The 18,361-nt window shown below is 42.2% G+C and carries 17 protein-coding genes; 10 read left to right on the forward strand and 7 right to left on the reverse strand.

What is annotated here, in order from left to right; all coding sequences use genetic code 11:
- Positions 1-12: 12 nt before the first annotated feature.
- The 6 genes from murB to lpxC all read left to right on the forward strand — a co-directional run bounded on the left by murB (position 13) and on the right by lpxC (position 6,164).
- Positions 13-915: a UDP-N-acetylmuramate dehydrogenase gene (murB, locus tag KUG63_RS04730; protein ID WP_015005179.1), complete on the forward strand. Its 903-nt coding sequence runs from the start codon at positions 13-15 to the stop codon at positions 913-915.
- Complete coding sequence (locus tag KUG63_RS04735; RefSeq protein WP_015005180.1) at positions 912-1,850, forward strand: D-alanine--D-alanine ligase; 939 nt, start codon at positions 912-914, stop codon at positions 1,848-1,850. Before murB ends, KUG63_RS04735 begins: the two co-directional genes overlap by 4 nt.
- Positions 1,847-2,638, forward strand: coding sequence for a cell division protein FtsQ/DivIB (locus tag KUG63_RS04740; protein ID WP_287554246.1), 792 nt, complete (start codon positions 1,847-1,849; stop codon positions 2,636-2,638). Before KUG63_RS04735 ends, KUG63_RS04740 begins: the two co-directional genes overlap by 4 nt.
- Before the next feature lie 5 nt (positions 2,639-2,643).
- A complete protein-coding gene (gene ftsA, locus KUG63_RS04745) occupies positions 2,644-3,873 on the forward strand; it encodes a cell division protein FtsA (RefSeq protein WP_015005182.1) in 1,230 nt (409 codons plus the stop codon).
- A gap of 49 nt (positions 3,874-3,922) precedes the next feature.
- A complete protein-coding gene (gene ftsZ / locus KUG63_RS04750; protein WP_015005183.1) occupies positions 3,923-5,089 on the forward strand; it encodes a cell division protein FtsZ in 1,167 nt (388 codons plus the stop codon).
- Between the two features lie 160 nt (positions 5,090-5,249).
- Entirely contained in the window at positions 5,250-6,164 is a 915-nt protein-coding gene (gene lpxC, locus KUG63_RS04755; RefSeq protein WP_016390939.1) for a UDP-3-O-acyl-N-acetylglucosamine deacetylase, read from the forward strand.
- A 1-nt stretch (position 6,165) separates the two neighbouring features.
- On the opposite strand, the gene KUG63_RS04760 is transcribed toward lpxC, so the two are convergent.
- Complete coding sequence (locus KUG63_RS04760) at positions 6,166-6,570, reverse strand: DciA family protein (RefSeq protein WP_015005185.1); 405 nt, start codon at positions 6,568-6,570, stop codon at positions 6,166-6,168.
- 63 nt (positions 6,571-6,633) lie between these two features.
- Between KUG63_RS04760 and KUG63_RS04765 the strand changes: the two genes are divergently transcribed.
- The 4 genes from KUG63_RS04765 (at position 6,634) to KUG63_RS04780 (ending at position 12,613) form a co-directional block, all read left to right on the forward strand.
- Entirely contained in the window at positions 6,634-7,545 is a 912-nt protein-coding gene (locus KUG63_RS04765) for a M23 family metallopeptidase (RefSeq protein ID WP_015005186.1), read from the forward strand.
- Positions 7,546-7,684: 139 nt separating this feature from the next.
- Positions 7,685-10,339: a preprotein translocase subunit SecA gene (gene secA, locus KUG63_RS04770; protein WP_287554247.1), complete on the forward strand. Its 2,655-nt coding sequence runs from the start codon at positions 7,685-7,687 to the stop codon at positions 10,337-10,339.
- Positions 10,340-10,429: 90 nt separating this feature from the next.
- The gene (argJ, locus tag KUG63_RS04775) at positions 10,430-11,650 is read left to right on the forward strand and encodes a bifunctional glutamate N-acetyltransferase/amino-acid acetyltransferase ArgJ (RefSeq protein WP_287554249.1); all 1,221 of its coding nucleotides are present in this window, start codon (positions 10,430-10,432) and stop codon (positions 11,648-11,650) included.
- A gap of 27 nt (positions 11,651-11,677) precedes the next feature.
- Positions 11,678-12,613, forward strand: a complete 936-nt coding sequence (locus tag KUG63_RS04780; RefSeq protein ID WP_287554251.1) for a Nudix family hydrolase — start codon at positions 11,678-11,680, stop codon at positions 12,611-12,613.
- A 10-nt stretch (positions 12,614-12,623) separates the two neighbouring features.
- Here KUG63_RS04780 and yacG read toward each other — a convergent pair whose 3' ends face one another.
- Genes yacG through pilB form a run of 6 tightly spaced genes read right to left on the reverse strand, consistent with a single transcriptional unit; the run spans position 12,624 to position 18,074 of the window.
- Positions 12,624-12,812, reverse strand: a complete 189-nt coding sequence (gene yacG, locus KUG63_RS04785) for a DNA gyrase inhibitor YacG (RefSeq protein WP_015005190.1) — start codon at positions 12,810-12,812, stop codon at positions 12,624-12,626.
- Between the two features lies 1 nt (position 12,813).
- Positions 12,814-13,581, reverse strand: a complete 768-nt coding sequence (zapD, locus tag KUG63_RS04790) for a cell division protein ZapD (RefSeq protein WP_238538349.1) — start codon at positions 13,579-13,581, stop codon at positions 12,814-12,816.
- A 40-nt stretch (positions 13,582-13,621) separates the two neighbouring features.
- Positions 13,622-14,227 carry a dephospho-CoA kinase gene (coaE, locus tag KUG63_RS04795; RefSeq protein ID WP_020933067.1) on the reverse strand — a complete coding sequence of 202 codons (606 nt, stop codon included), beginning with the start codon at positions 14,225-14,227 and terminating at the stop codon, positions 13,622-13,624.
- 6 nt (positions 14,228-14,233) lie between these two features.
- Positions 14,234-15,109: a prepilin peptidase gene (locus tag KUG63_RS04800; RefSeq protein WP_287554254.1), complete on the reverse strand. Its 876-nt coding sequence runs from the start codon at positions 15,107-15,109 to the stop codon at positions 14,234-14,236.
- Positions 15,110-15,138: 29 nt separating this feature from the next.
- Positions 15,139-16,359 carry a type II secretion system F family protein gene (locus KUG63_RS04805; RefSeq protein WP_287554255.1) on the reverse strand — a complete coding sequence of 407 codons (1,221 nt, stop codon included), beginning with the start codon at positions 16,357-16,359 and terminating at the stop codon, positions 15,139-15,141.
- Between the two features lie 5 nt (positions 16,360-16,364).
- Complete coding sequence (pilB, locus tag KUG63_RS04810) at positions 16,365-18,074, reverse strand: type IV-A pilus assembly ATPase PilB (protein ID WP_287554257.1); 1,710 nt, start codon at positions 18,072-18,074, stop codon at positions 16,365-16,367.
- Positions 18,075-18,361 lie beyond the last annotated feature (287 nt).

An 18,361-nucleotide genomic window follows, 5' to 3' on the forward strand; every position in this document is an offset into this window, starting at 1 on the left:
GGGCTTATGCATATGATGATGAAAAATACTCACCAATTAACAGGATGCTTGATGGAGAAGGAGCCCTTGGCTCGTTATACATCATGGCGTGTGGGTGGTATTGCAGATCGGTTATATAAACCAGCAGGTATAGAGGACGCACAACAATATTTGAAGTCGCTACCAGCTGGCGAGCCAGTACTTTGGTTGGGTTTGGGTAGTAATGTATTAATTCGTGATGGTGGCGTGCGCGGCTCAGTCATTTATACACGAGGTTGTTTAAAACAGATGGAACAATTGGCTGACGGAATGCTTAAAGTTGAAGCAGGTGTGCCGTGTGCTTTGGTGGCTAAACTAGCTGCAGAAAAAGGCTTGTCTGGGGCGGAGTTTTTAGCCGGTATTCCCGGCACAATGGGTGGTGCGTTAGCTATGAATGCTGGTGCATTTGGTGGTGAAACATGGGCGTTAGTTAGTAAGGTTGTTTTGTTGAATCGGCACGGGGATTTAATAGTACGCGATGCGGATGATTTTGACGTGGGCTATCGCTCAGTATCACTGGCTGATGATGAGTGGTTTGTAGCGTGTTATTTAGATATTCCTCAAGGTGGCAATAAAGAAAGTCGTGAAAAAATACGTCAGTTATTGGCTAAACGTTCACAAACACAACCTACAAATGTTCCTAGCGGTGGATCTGTTTTCAAAAACCCTGAAGGAGACCATGCGGCGCATTTAGTTGAAATAACAGGCTTGAAAGGTTATCGAATTGGCGGTGCGCAAGTATCAGAGAAACATTCGAACTTTATATTAAATACAGGTCATGCCACGGCTAAGGACATTGAACGTCTCATTGAATATGTCAAAGGTCAGGTGCATAAAAATCAGGGTGTTTTGCTTGAAACAGAAGTTCGTATTATCGGTGAGGAAAAGGCGCAATGAGCACTATTCAATCCGCTAAATCTTTTGGCAAGGTTGCTGTGGCAATGGGTGGGCATGCTGCTGAGCGTGACATTTCATTATTAAGTGGTGAGGCCGTTTTGTCGGCCCTTAAATCACAGGGGGTTGATGCGATTAAGTTTGATACGGCAGCCTCTGACATCATGGAGTTAAAAGAAAAAGGTATAGACCGTGTTTTTAATATTATGCACGGGCGTGGTGGAGAAGATGGCCAATTGCAAGGTGCTTTAGAACTAATTGGCATTCCCTACACAGGGAGTGGTGTATTGGGGTCTGCATTGGGCATGGATAAGTTAAGAACAAAAAACTGTTGGCTGGGTGCTGGGCTTCCAACACCAAAATGGATGGTGCTAGAAAAAGAATCCGATATAGATGCATGCGTAGTTGCGCTAGGTTTTCCAGTCATGGTTAAACCAGCGCTAGAAGGCTCTAGTTTGGGGATGGCAAAAGCAAATACCATAGAGCAGCTTCGTGAAGCGTATAAAAAAGCAATGAAATTTACCTGTGATGTTATGGCAGAGCAGTGGGTTGAAGGAGCAGAGTACACCGTGGCTGTACTAGCAGATAAAGCGTTGCCAGTGATTAGATTGGAAACCCCTAATGAGTTTTATGATTACGAAGCGAAATATCAGGCAGAAACAACTCAATACCATTGCCCCTGTGGGCTAACTGCTGAACAAGAACAAGCCTTACAACACTTATCGATTAAAGCCTTTAAGTTGTTGGCTGGTGAAGGTTGGGGGCGCGTTGATTTAATGTTAGATGCACAAGGTAAGCCGCAGTTATTAGAAATAAATACGGTACCTGGAATGACCGACCACAGCTTAGTCCCAATGGCCGCAAAACAGGCAGGTATTGATTTTAATACATTAGTTTGGCAGATATTGGAAACCAGCTTTGCGAAGGAGGGGGCATGAAGAGTGTGATGATTGATTTGCTTCAGCAAAATGAAGTGTTGGTTAAAAAGAGCGTTCTTTCTCTAATAGTAGCGATTGTTGTATGGCAGTTCGTTAGCTGGTTAATGCAACCAAGCACGATGCCCATTAAACAGGTGCGTATCGGTGGTGAATTAAATTATGTGACAGCTGAGGATATTTCAACATCGTTATCAGCATTAGTTGATACCGGGTATTTCGCGATGAATAGCAGTGAAATTGTTAAACAAGCGACGGCCTTACCCTGGGTGAATAAAGCAACAATTAGGCGTGTGTGGCCAGATACTATTGTGTTGACCTTGGTGGAACAAAAGCCTGCTGCGATTTGGAATAAAACGGCCTTGCTGAATACACAGGGCGAGGTATTTAAACCGGTATTTGATAAAAGCTTAGAAACATTGCCAAGTTTATCAGGCGTGGAGACGAGTAGTCAGGCGATACTTGAAGAATATAGAAAAGTTAATAACGCAATAAAAAGCACGGGTATTCATGTCAGCAAATTGAGTTTAGCAGAGCACGGTAGTTGGTCGGCAGTAATGAGCAATGGCATAAAAGTAAGTGTGGGTCATCAGTCGCCTGAACAGGCAATTGGTAAATCATTAAGGTTATTGGCATCGCTGGAAGGCAGTTTGATTGATCAGCTTGCGAAGGTGGATTTGCGTTACCCAAATGGGGTGTCCGTACAGTGGAAAGACGGTTATAAATTTGCTGACCGGGTTGAGCAAATAGCCGCATTTAAATTGAAAAAGGATCAGCCAGTTAAAGGCTAAGAACAATGAAGAAAAACAGTGATAAGAATTTAATTGTTGGTTTAGATATAGGTACATCTAAAGTGGCGGCCATTGTGGGGGAAATAACCCCAGATGGAACGATTGATGTCATCGGTATCGGAACCAATAGTTCGCGAGGTTTGAAAAAAGGTGTGGTGGTTAACCTCGAGTCTACAGTGCATTCAATTCAACGCGCTGTAGAAGAGGCTGAGTTGATGGCGGGGTGTCAAATTCACTCAGTATTTGTGGGGATAGCAGGCAGTCACATCAGTAGCTTGAACTCCAGTGGTGTGGTGGGTATTAAAGAAAGCGAAGTGATTCCATCAGACATAGAGAGAGTGATTGATGCGGCAAGGGCAGTGGTTATTCCTGCGGATCAAAAGATTCTTCACATCATGCCACAAGAATTCATTATCGATGGACAAGAGGGCATTAAAGAGCCTGTTGGAATGGCGGGCATCAGGCTGGAAGCAAAAGTACATATTGTGACCGGCGCAGTGAGTGCAGCGCAGAATATTATTAAATGTGTAAGGCGTTGTGGTTTAGAAGTAGGCGATATCATTTTAGAGCAGCTTGCATCGAGCAGTTCGGTGCTCACGGATGATGAAAAAGAACTGGGCGTTTGTTTGGTTGATATTGGTGGTGGCACGACGGATATTGCAGTTTTTTGTGATGGCTTTATTCGCCACACCGCGGTTATTCCAATTGCCGGAGACCAAGTTACTAATGATATCGCTGTTGCATTACGGACGCCTACCCAGCATGCCGATGAAATTAAGTTGAAATATGCATGTGCGCTGACTCAATTAGTTCAAGAGGACGAAATGATTGATGTGCCAAGCATAGGCGATCGGCCGGCACGAAAAATTTCACGTGGAAATTTGGCTGAAATTATTGAGCCTCGCTATGAGGAATTAATGATGCTTGTACAGGCTGAGCTGAGGCGCTCGGGCTACGAGGACATTGTTGCCGCAGGGATTGTGCTAACGGGCGGCAGTGCAAAGGTAGAGGGATTGGTTGAATTGGCAGAAGAGGTATTCCACATGCCTGTTCGCCTGGGTTATCCGCAGTATGTGTCTGGTTTAAGCGAGGTGGTTCGTAATCCGATATATGCAACCAGTGTTGGGTTGTTGTTGTTTGGGCAGCAAAATAGTGTGGCAAGTGGTGGAGAGGTGAAAAATGGTTTTGAAGCTATGTGGGAAAAGATGAAGAGCTGGTTTCAAGGTAATTTTTAACGATAAATAGAGACTTTAGTATTTAGATTAACAAGATAGGGGAATTGATATGTTTGAATTAATGGATGCACATACACAAAATGCAGTAATTAAAGTCATTGGTGTTGGCGGTGGCGGTGGCAATGCCGTGAATCACATGGTTAATAGTGCAATAGATGGTGTGGAATTTATTTGCGCCAACACAGATGCGCAAGCTCTAAAAGACACACCAGCTAAAACGGTATTGCAGTTAGGTAATAATAGTACAAAAGGCTTGGGTGCAGGCGCGAACCCTGAAGTGGGCCGTCAAGCAGCGATTGAAGATAGAGAGCGAATTCAAGAAGTAATCGTCGGTTCTGATATGGTCTTTATCACAGCAGGAATGGGTGGTGGAACAGGGACAGGTGCTGCGCCAATAGTGGCCGAAATAGCAAAAGAAATGGGTATCTTAACAGTAGCTGTAGTGACTAAGCCTTTCCCATTTGAAGGCAAAAAAAGAATGTTATTGGCAGAACAAGGGATAGAGGAATTAGCACTTCACGTTGATTCATTAATTACTATTCCGAATGAAAAGTTATTGCACGTACTGGGCAAAGAAATGAGTCTGCTAAATGCCTTTAAAGCGGCGAATGATGTTTTGCTAGGCGCTGTACAAGGGATTGCAGAATTAATAACCTGCCCTGGCTTGATTAATGTCGACTTTGCTGACGTTAGAACTGTTATGTCAGAAATGGGTGATGCGATGATGGGAACAGGTAATGCAAAAGGAGAATCTAGAGCACGCGAAGCTGCAGAAGCGGCCATTCACAGCCCCTTGTTAGAAGATATCAATGTACAAGGCGCTCGCGGTATTTTAGTGAATATCACGGCTGGATTAGATATGTCTATAGGTGAATTTGAAGAGGTCGGTCAAGCGATTAGAGATTTTGCATCGGATGATGCGAATGTCGTTGTCGGTACGGTTATTGATCCTGATTTGTCAGACGAAATGCGAGTAACTGTTGTTGCAACTGGTTTAGGTGGCAAGGCAAAAGTGGCTGAAGAACCAACGCCGATTGTTCAAGTGAAAAGAGAAGCCATTAAAACGGCTGACCTGAAGGAAGAGGATTTTGATATTCCAACAATCATGCGTGATGGAAAAGCGGAAATGGCGGATCAAAAAACCAGTGGTATAGATAATACCTTAGACCCTGCTTATTTGGATATACCTGCGTTTTTAAGAAGGCAAGCCGATTAGTTGAGACCGTGAACCGCCCTTGGATATTGAAATGTGTTGAGGGCGGTAAAATAACTGAGTACGTGGCAATGCATGGCTTATTGTTAAATTGCAAAATGTGTTAATATCCCGCAATAATGACAATAAAAATAAATTGAATTTATCTGCTTGGGAGTTTTAAATGATTAAACAACGAACGCTGAAAAACGTGATTCGTGCTACGGGTGTTGGTTTACACAGTGGCGAAAAGGTTTATTTAACGTTGCGCCCTGCAGGCGTCAATGCCGGTATTGTTTTTCGCAGAATAGATTTTGACGAAGCAGTCGTTATTCCAGCAAAAGCAGAAAATGTAGGTGACACACAATTATCAACCACCTTGATACAAGGTGACGTACGAGTCTCTACTGTTGAACACTTGTTGTCGGCCATTGCTGGATTGGGTATTGATAATATTTACATTGATTTAAGTGCTGCTGAGGTGCCGATCATGGATGGCAGTGCAGGCCCGTTTGTCTTTTTACTACAATCGGCTGGTATAGAAGAACAAAACGCAGCGAAACGCTATATTCGCATCAAAAAAGAAGTCCGAGTAGAGGATGGCGATAAGTGGGCGAGCTTTGTCCCTTTTGAAGGCTTTAAGGTCGGGTTTAGTATTGAGTTTGATCACCCAGTATTTAAATCGCGTACACAAGAGGCGATTATTGATTTTTCTTCAACTTCATTCGTTAAAGAGATAAGCCGTGCACGTACCTTTGGTTTTATGAAGGATATTGAAATGTTACGTCAACGCAACTTAGCGTTGGGTGGAAGCATGGATAATGCCATTGTCGTCGATGATTTTAGAGTCTTAAATGAAGATGGCTTGCGTTACGAAGATGAATTTGTGAAACACAAAATTTTGGACGCTATTGGTGACCTATACTTACTAGGGCATAGCTTGATTGGTGAGTTTCATGGCCATAAATCGGGGCACGAGCTTAATAATAAGTTATTAAGAGAGTTGTTGGTTCAAGAGGATGCTTGGGAAGAAGTAACGTTTGAAGAAGATGACCAATTCCCTATTTCATATATAGAACCACTACCTGCGGGTGTTTAAACTAAGATAGCTTGTTTTTTTGTAGTGTCTTGATGAGTTTATTCATGGAATGGGTTAACGAGTCTGCCTGTTCTGAATCGTTGGCTTCTGTAAGACACTTCAATGTATGACTGGATGGCGATTTAGGCAAAAGCGGTGTTTTTGCTGTGTGCTTAGATAGCACTTTAACCTTTAAAGTACGAACCCGTTCACCAAAGTAATTTGATAAGGCGTTTAGAATAGGTTGACGTAGATACAGTAGTTTTGAAGCCCAGACAGAAGAGTCGGTGAATAAGATTACCGTGTTTTTACTGGCGGTGACATGCAAACAATGAGCTGCCAAATCTTCAGTTATTGATCGTTGAACAAGACGCAGAAGTGTTTTTTGTTGATGCAAGCTTTGCTGAATATGCTGTAAACCATTCAAGGATGACCTGTTGTTTTTGAAAGGTTGTTTAAACATATGTTGTTAAGATAAAAAATAAATAATATGCAAATTATACTGTTAACAAAAGGTAAAAAGAAAACCATCAACTTTTCTGCGATCCAGCAAAAAGTTATCTATGGGTTACTTGGTAGCTTTGTTTTATTACTAGCAGTTTATTGGTATATGCCATCGGTGACTGAAGTTAGGTTAACCGAACAATCAGGGAAGGTATCTCAAGAGTTATTAACCCAGCGAATAGAGCTGGAAAGAGTGCGCGAGAAAACTCAAAATACGCTGGATAACCTTGCCTTACGAGTTGGGCAAATGCAAGCACAATTGACGAGGCTGAATGCGGTTGGTGAACACCTTGTTAAGAAGGCTAATTTAACGGCGTCAGAATTTAATTTTGACGAATTACCAGCCATCGGCAGTGCAGATTTGCCGGACTCAGCAGAAAGTTTTACAGAAAACCAATTGCTGCATGATATTCAAGTACTCGATAAACAGTTATCTTTACGCGAAAAACAATTAACGTTATTGGGTGTTTTTTCGGCAAATAAAGAGTTGTCTAAAGAGGTTCGCCCAGCAGGGTTACCAGTCGCAAAAGGATGGTTGTCATCGTATTACGGTTACCGAGCAGATCCATTTACTGGCAAGAAAAAATTTCACCATGGTGTCGATATTGCGGGCAAGACAGGGACCAGTGTTTTAGCCGCTGCATCTGGCTTGGTGACCTACGCGGGGAAAAAAGGCGGTTATGGTTATTTAATTGAAATTGACCATGGCTCAGGGTACGTCACCCGCTATGGGCATAATAAGGAAATAGTGGTCAAATTAGGCGATGTCGTTAAACAAAATGATGTTATCGCTAAAATGGGGTCAACGGGTCATTCTACCGGGCCACATGTTCACTTTGAAGTAATGCGCAACGGTAAGAAGGTGAATCCCCGTAAATACCTGTATTCTTCAAGCTAAGGCAGTACTTACTCCTACGTCCTTTTACATTCTGATTTAAAGCGTTATGAATAGGGCTTGAATGGGCTTAAAAAGCAGGTTTCAGTGAACCATATGCGGTATCATTTGGTTTTTCGTTTCACACTAAAGTTTATTTGTAATGATTTCAAATATCGTAAAGAAAGTTTTTGGTAGTCGTAATGATCGGTTGGTAAAAGCAAAACAAAAAACCGTTAAAAAAATTAATGAGATTGAAGCATCAATCAGTGCCTTAAGTGACACTGAGTTGAAAGCGAAAACGGATGAATTTCGTGCTCGACTTGAACAAGGTGAAACACTCGACTCATTAATCGTTGAAGCGTTTGCAGTGGTTAGAGAAGCTGGTGTTCGCGCCTTAGGCATGCGTCATTTTGATGTACAGCTAATTGGCGGGATGGTGCTTCATGATGGACGCATCGCCGAAATGAAAACCGGTGAAGGTAAAACACTGGTTGCCACGTTATCAGCCTATTTGAATGCATTGCCCGGTAAGGGCGTTCATATGGTGACAGTGAATGATTACTTGGCTGAACGTGATTCACAATGGATGGGGCAGTTGTTCGCTTTCTTAGGCATGACAACGGGTGTGATCGTCAATTCGATGAGCCCTGAACAGCGACGCGAAGCCTATGCAGCAGATATTACATACGGCACTAATAATGAGTTTGGCTTTGATTACCTTCGAGACAATATGGCATTTGGTGTCGAAGACAAGGTTCAACGTGAGCTGCATTACGCGATCGTTGATGAGGTTGATTCAATCTTAATTGATGAAGCAAGAACACCATTGATTATTTCAGGCCCAACAGATGATAAAAGTGATTTATATATCAAGCTTAACGAGTTGGTAAAAGACCTTACAGAAGAGGTTGAGTCGCAAGAGGGTGGTGAGTACACCGTTGATGAGAAGTCGAAACAAGTCTTTTTGACAGAGTTAGGCCATGAAAAAATTGAAGAACTACTGACCAGTAGCGGCCTATTAAGTGAAAATGAAAGCCTATACGATGCCACTAATATTGGGTTGATGCATCATGTATATGCTGCATTACGAGCCAGTGCGCTGTATCACAAAGATGTCGATTACATTATTCAAAATGGTCAAGTGGTTATTGTTGATGAGTTTACTGGAAGAACAATGCCGGGCCGGCGCTGGGGCGAGGGGCTTCATCAAGCAGTAGAGGCAAAAGAAGGCGTTAAAATTCAAAGTGAAAATCAAACGATGGCGTCTATTACATTCCAAAATTATTTTAGGATGTATGACAAATTATCGGGAATGACCGGTACTGCAGACACCGAAGCATTTGAGTTTCAACAAATTTATGGTTTGGAAGTTATTGTTATCCCAACACACCGTGGGATGGCGCGTGAAGACGCCGGGGACCTTATTTATTTAACGGCGAAAGAAAAATACGAAGCGGTTATTGAGGATATCGAAGATTGCTACCAACGAAAGCAGCCAGTATTAGTGGGTACAACCTCTATTGAAGTTTCTGAATATATATCGTCCAGCCTAACCAAGAAGAAGGTGCCTCATGAGGTGCTTAATGCTAAACAGCATGAACGTGAAGCACAAATTATTGCCAATGCCGGTGCTTTAGGGGCGGTCACTATTGCGACTAATATGGCCGGACGGGGGACCGATATTGTTTTGGGTGGCAAGAGTGACGACGAGTCATCTGAAGCATGGCAAAAAAAGCATCAGGCAGTACTAGATGCCGGTGGTCTCCGTGTGATTGGTACAGAAAGGCATGAGTCGCGCCGGATAGATAATCAGCTAAGGGGCCGGTCCGGGCGTCAAGGTGACCCTGGTGCAAGTCGTTTTTACTTATCGTTAGAAGACAGCTTAATGCGAATTTTTGCCTCAGAACGTGTATCTGGTTTGATGCAAAAACTGGGTTTAGAAAAAGGTGAGTCGATTGAGCACCCTTGGGTGAGTAAAGCGATTGAAAATGCTCAACGTAAAGTAGAAGGGCATAACTTCGATATTCGTAAGCAACTTCTTCAATACGATGATGTGGCGAATGATCAACGTCGAGTGATTTATGATCAACGTAATGAAATTATGGAGGCATCAGATATTGCCGATACTATTGTTTCTATACGTGAAGATGTCGTTAACCAATTAATTGATGTGTATATTCCAGCACAATCAATCGAAGAGCAATGGGATATTGCAGGCTTACAGGCTGCTCTTGAGGATGAGTTCTCCTGCAAGCTTAATATTCAAGAGCTATTAGATACAGATGATAGCTTGCATGAAGACAGTCTGCGCGAGCTAATCCTAAAAACAATCAGCGATGACTATGCAAAAAAAGAAATATTAGCAGGTGCAGAGGTGCTTCGGCACTTTGAAAAATCGGTGATGCTGCAAACATTAGATTCGTTGTGGAGGGATCACTTAGGTGCGATGGAACATTTAAGACAGGGTATTCATCTACGTGGTTATGCACAAAAAGATCCGAAACAGGAATATAGACGCGAGGCCTTTGAGCTCTTCACATCGCTATTAGATACATTAAAAAGAGATGTTGTTCAGTTGGTAACAAAGGTCCAAGTTCGTGCAGAAGAAGATGTTCAAGCCGTTGATGAGCAACGTCGTATTCATCAAACCATGGAATACAAGCATGATGATGCAAATGCCTTAGGTGAAGAAAAGAACGATGAGCAAGCCGACAAGGCACAGCCTTTTAAACGTTCGGATAAAAAAATTGGCCGGAATGACCCTTGCCCATGCGGTTCTGGCAAGAAATTTAAACAGTGCCACGGCAAGCTGTGAGGCTACGTTAAGCGCTTTGAGTAAGGTGGCTTTTTATAGTCTAAGGGCTACTTAACTTTATAACTATAACTGTTTATTAGGAGCTTAATCATGCCTGTAGGCGGAACTGTCCCTTTAGAATTAAAAGCAATATCAGGTGTTCGCATTGGCACCGCATCAGCGGGTATTTCACAAACTGAACGTGACGACCTAACGCTATTTGAACTGACTGCGCAAACACAGGTTGCGGCTGTTTTTACAAAAAATAAATTTTGTGCAGCGCCCGTTACAGTGGCTAAAAAACATTTAGCCGAAGACTCTTCACGTTATCTACTGATTAATTCAGGCAATGCAAATGCTGGTTTGGGCGACGCAGGTTTGTTGACAGCGCAAACATGCTGTGCAGAACTTGCAAGCAAGGTGAATGCTAAAGAAACACAGGTATTACCGTTTTCAACAGGAGTGATTGGTGAACCGTTACCAGTAGACAAGCTTGTAGGTGGTTTGCAAACGGCAGTAGATACCTTAAGCGAACAGCATTGGCAAAAAGCGGCTGTAGCCATTATGACAACCGATACCTGTGAAAAAGGCTGCTCTCGTACATTGCAGTTGGATGACACAGAGGTCACCATAACGGGCATTGCAAAAGGCTCAGGCATGATAAGGCCAGATATGGCGACGATGCTATCTTATGTTGCGACTGACATGCCGATTGGCAGAAAAATCCTCGAGGTTATGCTGAAGGAGGCCGTGGATGTGTCTTTTAACAGTATTTCGGTAGATGGTGATACGTCAACAAACGATGCTGTCGTGTTAATGGCAACCGCAGCGGCTGATATAGAGCCGATTGAGACGCAAAGTGATAAACGGTACCCAGTGTTTTTAGCAGCATTAAAACAGCTGTGTAGTTATTTGGCCGAAGCAATCGTAAGAGATGGAGAGGGCGCTACAAAACTAATAAACGTTCAGGTTGAACAAGCTTATACAGCAAGTGATGCAAAGGAAGTGGCTTATACGGTTGCGCATTCACCATTAGTGAAAACCGCCTTTTTTGCCTCAGACCCTAATTGGGGGAGGATTCTAGCCGCCGTAGGTAGAGCGAACATAGCAACAATAAATGTTGATGCGGTTTCAATTTACTTAAATGATATTTGTATTGTTAAGGCCGGTAAGCGTTCAGCTGACTATACTGAAGAGCAGGGGCAAAAGATTATGAATCAAGATGAAATTTGTGTTCGTATTTGTCTGGCTCAAGGAGACTGTTCATCCCGTGTATTAACCTGCGATTTATCTTACGATTACGTCAAAATAAATGCTGAGTACCGCTCATAAAGTATTAGACATAGTATTGATATACAGATGTTAAAGGTAGCGGTCGGGGTTATAAAAAATCAATACAATGAGGTGCTGATTAGTAAGCGCTCTAAGAAGGCGCATCAAGGTGGCTTGTGGGAATTTCCGGGTGGTAAAGTCGAAGAAGGCGAAAAGACTGAAGACGCGTTAAAAAGGGAGCTACTAGAAGAGTTGAATATAGAGGTGTTAACGGCAGTTCCCTTTATACAGGTGAAGCACGATTATAACGATATAGGTGTGTTGCTTGAGGTGTACCTGGTTGAAAGCTTTCAAGGCAAGGCATGTGGAATGGAAGGTCAACCGATTAAATGGCTTGCGATCGATTCGTTAGACAAAAGCTCATTTCCTGCAGCAAACAAGGCGATCATCGATGCGTTGAATTTACCTCGGTATTATCCAATTGTTGATGAGTCAATAGGCGGAGAAGAAGAGATGTTAAGCCATTTAAAGGCCTTAATATCAGGCGGGTATACGATGATTCAATGGCGAGCAAAGTCGCTTAATAAGAGTGGCTTTAAACACTTAGCTGAGCAAGCGATGACTCTTTGTAAACGTAACAATGTTCGTTTATTTATTAATAGCAGTATGACTGATGCATTAGAGATGAATGCTGAGGCGATACATTTAAGTGCTAACGAGGTGCTAGCCATGAAAAATAAAGCCAGTTCACTGAAAGGTGTTTTGCTGGCCGCCTCTTGCCATAATGAACAAGAACTAAAAGCAGCAAAGGAACTGGGCGTATTATTTGCCGTGTTATCACCTGTATGTGCAACACAAACGCATATAGGCATGAAGCCTTTAGGCTGGTCGCAGTTTAAGTCGTTAAGTGAGGCTGTGCCGCTACCTGTTTTTGCTCTAGGGGGTGTGGGGCCAGAAACGCTAGATAAAGCGCTGTCAAATGGTGCTTATGGTGTGGCTGGTATAAGAGCATTTGGCAGGTAACAGTCAAAGCTTAATGTTCGAACAGTTGATCGTCCTCAGCTGGGTGTGCTTTTTCTCCAGCAATTGCATGTTTTTCTGAAGCCCATTCCCCTAGATCAATTAATTTACAGCGCTCACTGCAAAAAGGTTTAAAGGTTGAGGTTTTATTCCAAGGCACGGCTTTGCGGCAAGTGGGGCAGTTAACGGTTTGTGTTTTCATTTTAGAGTTGGCAGATACTTAATGTAAAACGAATGTCTTCATCTATTTGACTGGGTCTTTCTGTTTCAAGGGGCAACATAAAGCGGACTGTAAAGCGGTGCTTACCACCACTGATTTCAGCAAAATACTCAGAGGAAAGGTTTAAAGAAACCCGAAGTAAATGAACCGGATGGTTAGTATCTAAGCTTTGTTGGTAATAACCAGCACGTGCAATTTTTTCGGTCGGCATGGCGCTATAGCGAATAAATTGCAGTAATAGCGAGATAGATTGCCGAATTGGTGTGAGATGAGCGGTCCAGTTTTGTATCTGCTCGCGACGAACGCTTAATGGCTTATTAAGCCAAAAATGGTAAGCTGGCAGGTCAAAATCGCAGGTACCACCAGGGATACTGTTGCGCTGTGATAAGCACTTTAATAAGTCAACCTGCCCTAAGACCTGATCAATTCTTCCGCTAGATGTTAAAAGCTGGCGGTTTAATGAATTGAGTTGGTCAATGCTTTGCTCTAGTTTTTCGCGGTCTACTTTTGGGTTTTTAGCAAAAATGACAAGGCACTTTGTGTGTCGTTCAATTTCTTTTGTAATTTCATTTCTTAGGTCTGTTCTGCTTGAGATGGCAAGAATATCAAGTAAACAACTCAGCTCAGCTCTGTTTTGCCATTCTCCGTCATGTTGAGAAAAGTGTAACATTTGCTCGAATAAATCCTCTAGCCGCAAAAAGGTGCGGATACGTTCACTAAGAGGTAGTTCGTAAGTGATCTGTTCAGACACAAGTAATAGATAAATCCTAAAACGGTTATTTTGCAGGATATTATTTGGTTTTTCCAGCGCTCATTTCTAAGTAGAAGTTATGTAGCTGCTCTACTTTTTTTTCTAAACTATTTAATGACCCAACATTGGTGATAATATCATCAGCCTGACTGAGGCGGAATGCGCGGGTACATTGAGCGTTCATAATTGAGCTAATCATAGAATCACTCAGTTGATCGCGTGCTTTAACGCGTTTAATTTGGGTGGCTTCTGGGCAATCAATGACCAAGATGCGGTCAATGTTTGATTGGTGCTTGGTTTCTAGTAGAAGAGGAATACTTAAAATACCATAAGGATAGTCAAAGCTAGCCAAGGTTTGGTACATGGTTTTGTAAATAATGGGGTGGAGTATGGACTCTAAGGTTTCTTTTTTGCTGGGGTTGTTAAAAATTAAATCACGTAAGTAGTCCCTATTTAGTGCACCACTCGGTAAAAGAATGGAATCCCCAAAGGCTTGTTGCAGCTGGAGGAGGGCGGGTTGTCCTGATTGTACAATGGTGTGGGAGATAATATCTGCATCCACCACGGGGACGTTTCTTTTTTCGAACAATTGGGTGACAGTCGATTTGCCACAGCCAATACCCCCCGTTAAACCAATGGTTAACATACGATGTTATAAGCCGACAAACTGGAGGTAAGTTAGGTTAATTTTTTCGCCCCAGATCAACGCAATAAACGCGGCAATAGATAAATAGGGGCCAAATGGTATGGGTATGTTCTTATCTCGTCCGTGAATAATGATGAGTGTTATTCCAATGATTGCACCAGCTAAAGCAGATAACATAATGACCAGAGGTAACATTTTCCAGCCCAATAAAGCGCCAATAGCGGCAAGTAGCTTAAAGTCACCGTAGCCCATCCCTTCTTTACCGGTGATTAATTTAAATAACCAAAAAACTGACCAAAGGCTAAGGTAACCGGCAAGTGCGCCGATGAGTGCGGTTTTAGGTGTTATGAAAATTTCAAATAGGCTGATGGATAAGGCAAACCATAAAAGTGGAAGGGTGATAGAGTCGGGCAATAGTTGAGTGTCAAGGTCTATCAATGTTAGGCAGATTAACGCCCAGGTAAATAATAAAGCGACGCACATTTGTAACGACACGCCAAACTGTACGGCAATGAGAAGCGACAAAAGAGCAGTGATTAACTCGACGGCGGGGTATCTAATTGAGATAGCTTGTTGGCAGTTTTTACATCGCCCTTGTAGAAATAAGTAGCTCAAAACGGGAATGTTTTCGAGTGCGCTAATAGGGTGTTGGCAAGAAGGGCAGCGTGAACGCGGTTGCGATAAATTAAAGACCGCTGGTGAAGGATTATTTGTATCTTCTTGCTCAAGAAAGGCGAGGCATTCTTGGCGCCAAGCATTTTGTAACATGATGGGTAGCCGATAGGCGACAACATTAAGAAAGCTACCAACCAGAAGCCCTAGTAAGCAAACGGTTAAATAGAATAAAAAGGGGCTTTGTTCAAGCGCTTGGATAATGCTCATGTAAGACGGTTAAGCCGTTGGGTGTATTATTAAAAAACAGACCCTAACATAAAGATAGGCAGGTACATGGCAACAATTAAACCACCCACTAAGATACCGAGAATAGCCATAATTAAGGGTTCAATAAGGCTAGATAAGGAATCCACAGCGTTGTCGACCTCTTCTTCATAAAAATCAGCCACTTTACCAAGCATGCTTTCGACCGAGCCTGCTTCTTCGCCAATAGCGACCATTTGCACAACCATATGAGGGAAAAGGCCTACATTTTTCATAGCTTGTTGTAATTGGATGCCGGTCGCCACTTGTTCTCTCATTTGTAAAACGGCTTCAGAGTAAACAATGTTTCCGGTTGCCCCTGAAACAGACTCTAGTGCTTCTACTAAGGGTACGCCAGCAGCAGACATGGTGGACAACGTTCTAGCATAACGAGCAATGGCTGCTTTGTTCATGATGTCGCCAATAATTGGCATTTTCAGTATCATTCTATCGAGCAGGTGGTTAAATTTACGTGAACGTTTTTTAACTTGCATTAGAATAAATACAACACCGCCCATTATGCCAAAGACAGCCCACCACCACTCTTGCATAAAACGAGACAGTTCGACGACCATTTGTGTAAACGCCGGTAAATCTGCACCAAAGCCGCTAAATAAGCTTTCAAACTGAGGCACCACAAAAATCAATAAGATTGCGGTAACAACAACGGCCACTACTAATACTGAAATAGGATAGGTAAGGGCTTTTTTGATTTTAGCTTTTAAGCTTTCTGTTTTTTCTTTATATTCAGCAATTTTGACTAGTAAATCTTCGAGAATACCGGCATGTTCGCCAGCTTCTACTAAATTACAAAATAGCTCATCGAATTGAAACGGGTATTTTCCTAAACTTTCAGCGAGTGTTGACCCACCCTCAATGTCTGATTTAATGTTGGCAAGCATATCTTGCATGGCAGGCTTTTCGTGTCCTTTGCCAATAATATCAAAAGATTGTACTAATGGAATGCCGGACGCCATCATGGTTGCTAATTGACGGCTGAAAACCGCGATATCTTTAGGAACAATTGGTTTTTGACCCATGCTACCAAAAAGTGCTTGAGGCTTTTTCTTAACCTTAAGAGGGCGAATCCCTTGACGCCTCAGTTCTGCTTTAACAAGGGCATCACTTCGGGCATTTATTTCCCCTTTGCTGCGGTTGCCTTTATTGTCGGTTCCTTCCCAAATATAGGTAATTTTTGATGCACTAGATGCCATAATGTTTAATCTTTAGTGATTCGGTTTATTTCTTCTATGCTGGTAATACCAGCGATGACCTTTTTAAAGCCAGACTCCCTGAGTGTTAAAACGCCCTCTTGTGCAGCTTGTTCTTCAAGCTCAGTTGTTAAACCACCTTTAATGATAAGGTTTTCCATGGCTTCAGAAACAGGCATTACCTGGAAAATGCCAATACGCCCTTTATAGCCGTTAGTGCAATGATCACAGCCTACAGCCTTGTAAGTTGTTAATCCTTCAGCTTCTTCAGGGCTAAAGCCTTCTTTGATTAATAACTCTGTTGGTAATGTTTCTTCTTTTTTACATTTATCGCATAGTTTTCTTGCCAAACGTTGCGCCATAATTAATAACACAGATGCCGCAATATTGTAGGGTGGAACGCCCATTTGGTTTAAACGGTTTAAGGTTTGTGGGGCATCGTTTGTGTGTAATGTAGATAGAACAAGGTGACCGGTTTGTGCGGCTTTAACAGAAATTTCAGCGGTTTCAAGGTCTCGAATCTCACCGACCATGATTATATCCGGATCTTGACGTAAAAAAGCTCGAAGCGCTTCAGCAAAGGTTAAGCCAGTTTTTGGGTTTACGTTGACTTGGTTAATACCCGATACAGTAATTTCAACCGGGTCTTCAGCTGTTGAAATATTGATGTTTGGGTCGTTTAATAAGTTAAGCGCGGTATAAAGGCTAACGGTCTTACCACTACCGGTTGGTCCTGTCACCAAAATCATGCCGTATGGTTTTTTGATAGCGGTTAGAAAAGCTTCCTTTTGAGTTTCATCAAACCCAAGTTGCTCAATACCGACTTGTGCGCTGGTTGGGTCTAAAATACGCAGCACGATTTTTTCACCATATAGAGTAGGGCAAGTATTAACACGGAAGTCGATGGCCCTTTTTTTTGATAAAGCCATTTTAATACGACCGTCCTGTGGAATACGGCGTTCTGAAATATTCATCCGCGACATCACCTTAATTCGTGATATCAGTTTGTTTGAGATATTAATTGGTGGTGAAGCAACTTCTTTCAAAATACCATCTTGCCGTGTTCGGATTCTAAAACTTTTCTCATACGGTTCAAAATGAATGTCCGATGCACCTTTTTTAATGGCATCTAATAAGATTTTATTAACAAATCGCACAACGGGTGCGTCATCAATTTCACTGTCAATATCGTCAACCGGTTCTGCATCGGGGTCATCGAAATTGATATTTTCAAGGTCGTCATCTAATAAGTCATTCATGGATGTATCTTCATCATCCATGGCGGTGTCAATAACACGTGCTAATTTATCTTCTTCAACAAGAATGGCTTCGGTGCTCATCCTTGTTTGGAACTTTATTTCATCAAGCGCTTGAAGGTTAGTCGGGTCAGATACTGCAACAAACAGCTTATTGCCACGTTTAAATATCGGTAATGCATGGTGTTTACGAACTAATTTTTCGTCAACAATACCTTTGGGAATAACATCCTTGCTCAGTGCAGTAATATCAAATAATGGAACGCCAAACTCTTCAGAAGCAGAAAGAGCAATAATTTGACTATCTAAAACTTTTTTCTCTACAAGAAAGCTAACAAAAGGTCTTTTCTGTTTATAAGCCTCCTCAGAATATTTGAGTGCAACGTCTTCAGTAATTAGACCGTCTAATACAAATCGTCTTGCTAAGCCACCTAAATAAAATTTTTCGCCGGATAAAGCCATGTTAAATCGATTAATTTCCTATAGTTAGTACATAATAAACGATACTTTATCAATAATAGTAGAAAATATGGGTTTGTGTAGTAAATAGAAATGAACTCGTTTGGATTGTAAGACCTTCTTTGGCAGTTTTTAGCCATTGTTCTTTGTAAAATTTTTTGAATACTTACGAAGTACCTGCCTTTAAGTGTGCTTAGGGGGCGTGAGCTATTAATTTTAGTTGAATAAATATTGAGATTACCGTTTTTGAATAACTGCCCTATACTTAGCGCATTAATGAGTACTTAGAT

This window comes from Cycloclasticus sp., assembly GCF_019090545.1.
Classification (GTDB): Bacteria; Pseudomonadota; Gammaproteobacteria; order Methylococcales; family Cycloclasticaceae; genus Cycloclasticus; species Cycloclasticus pugetii.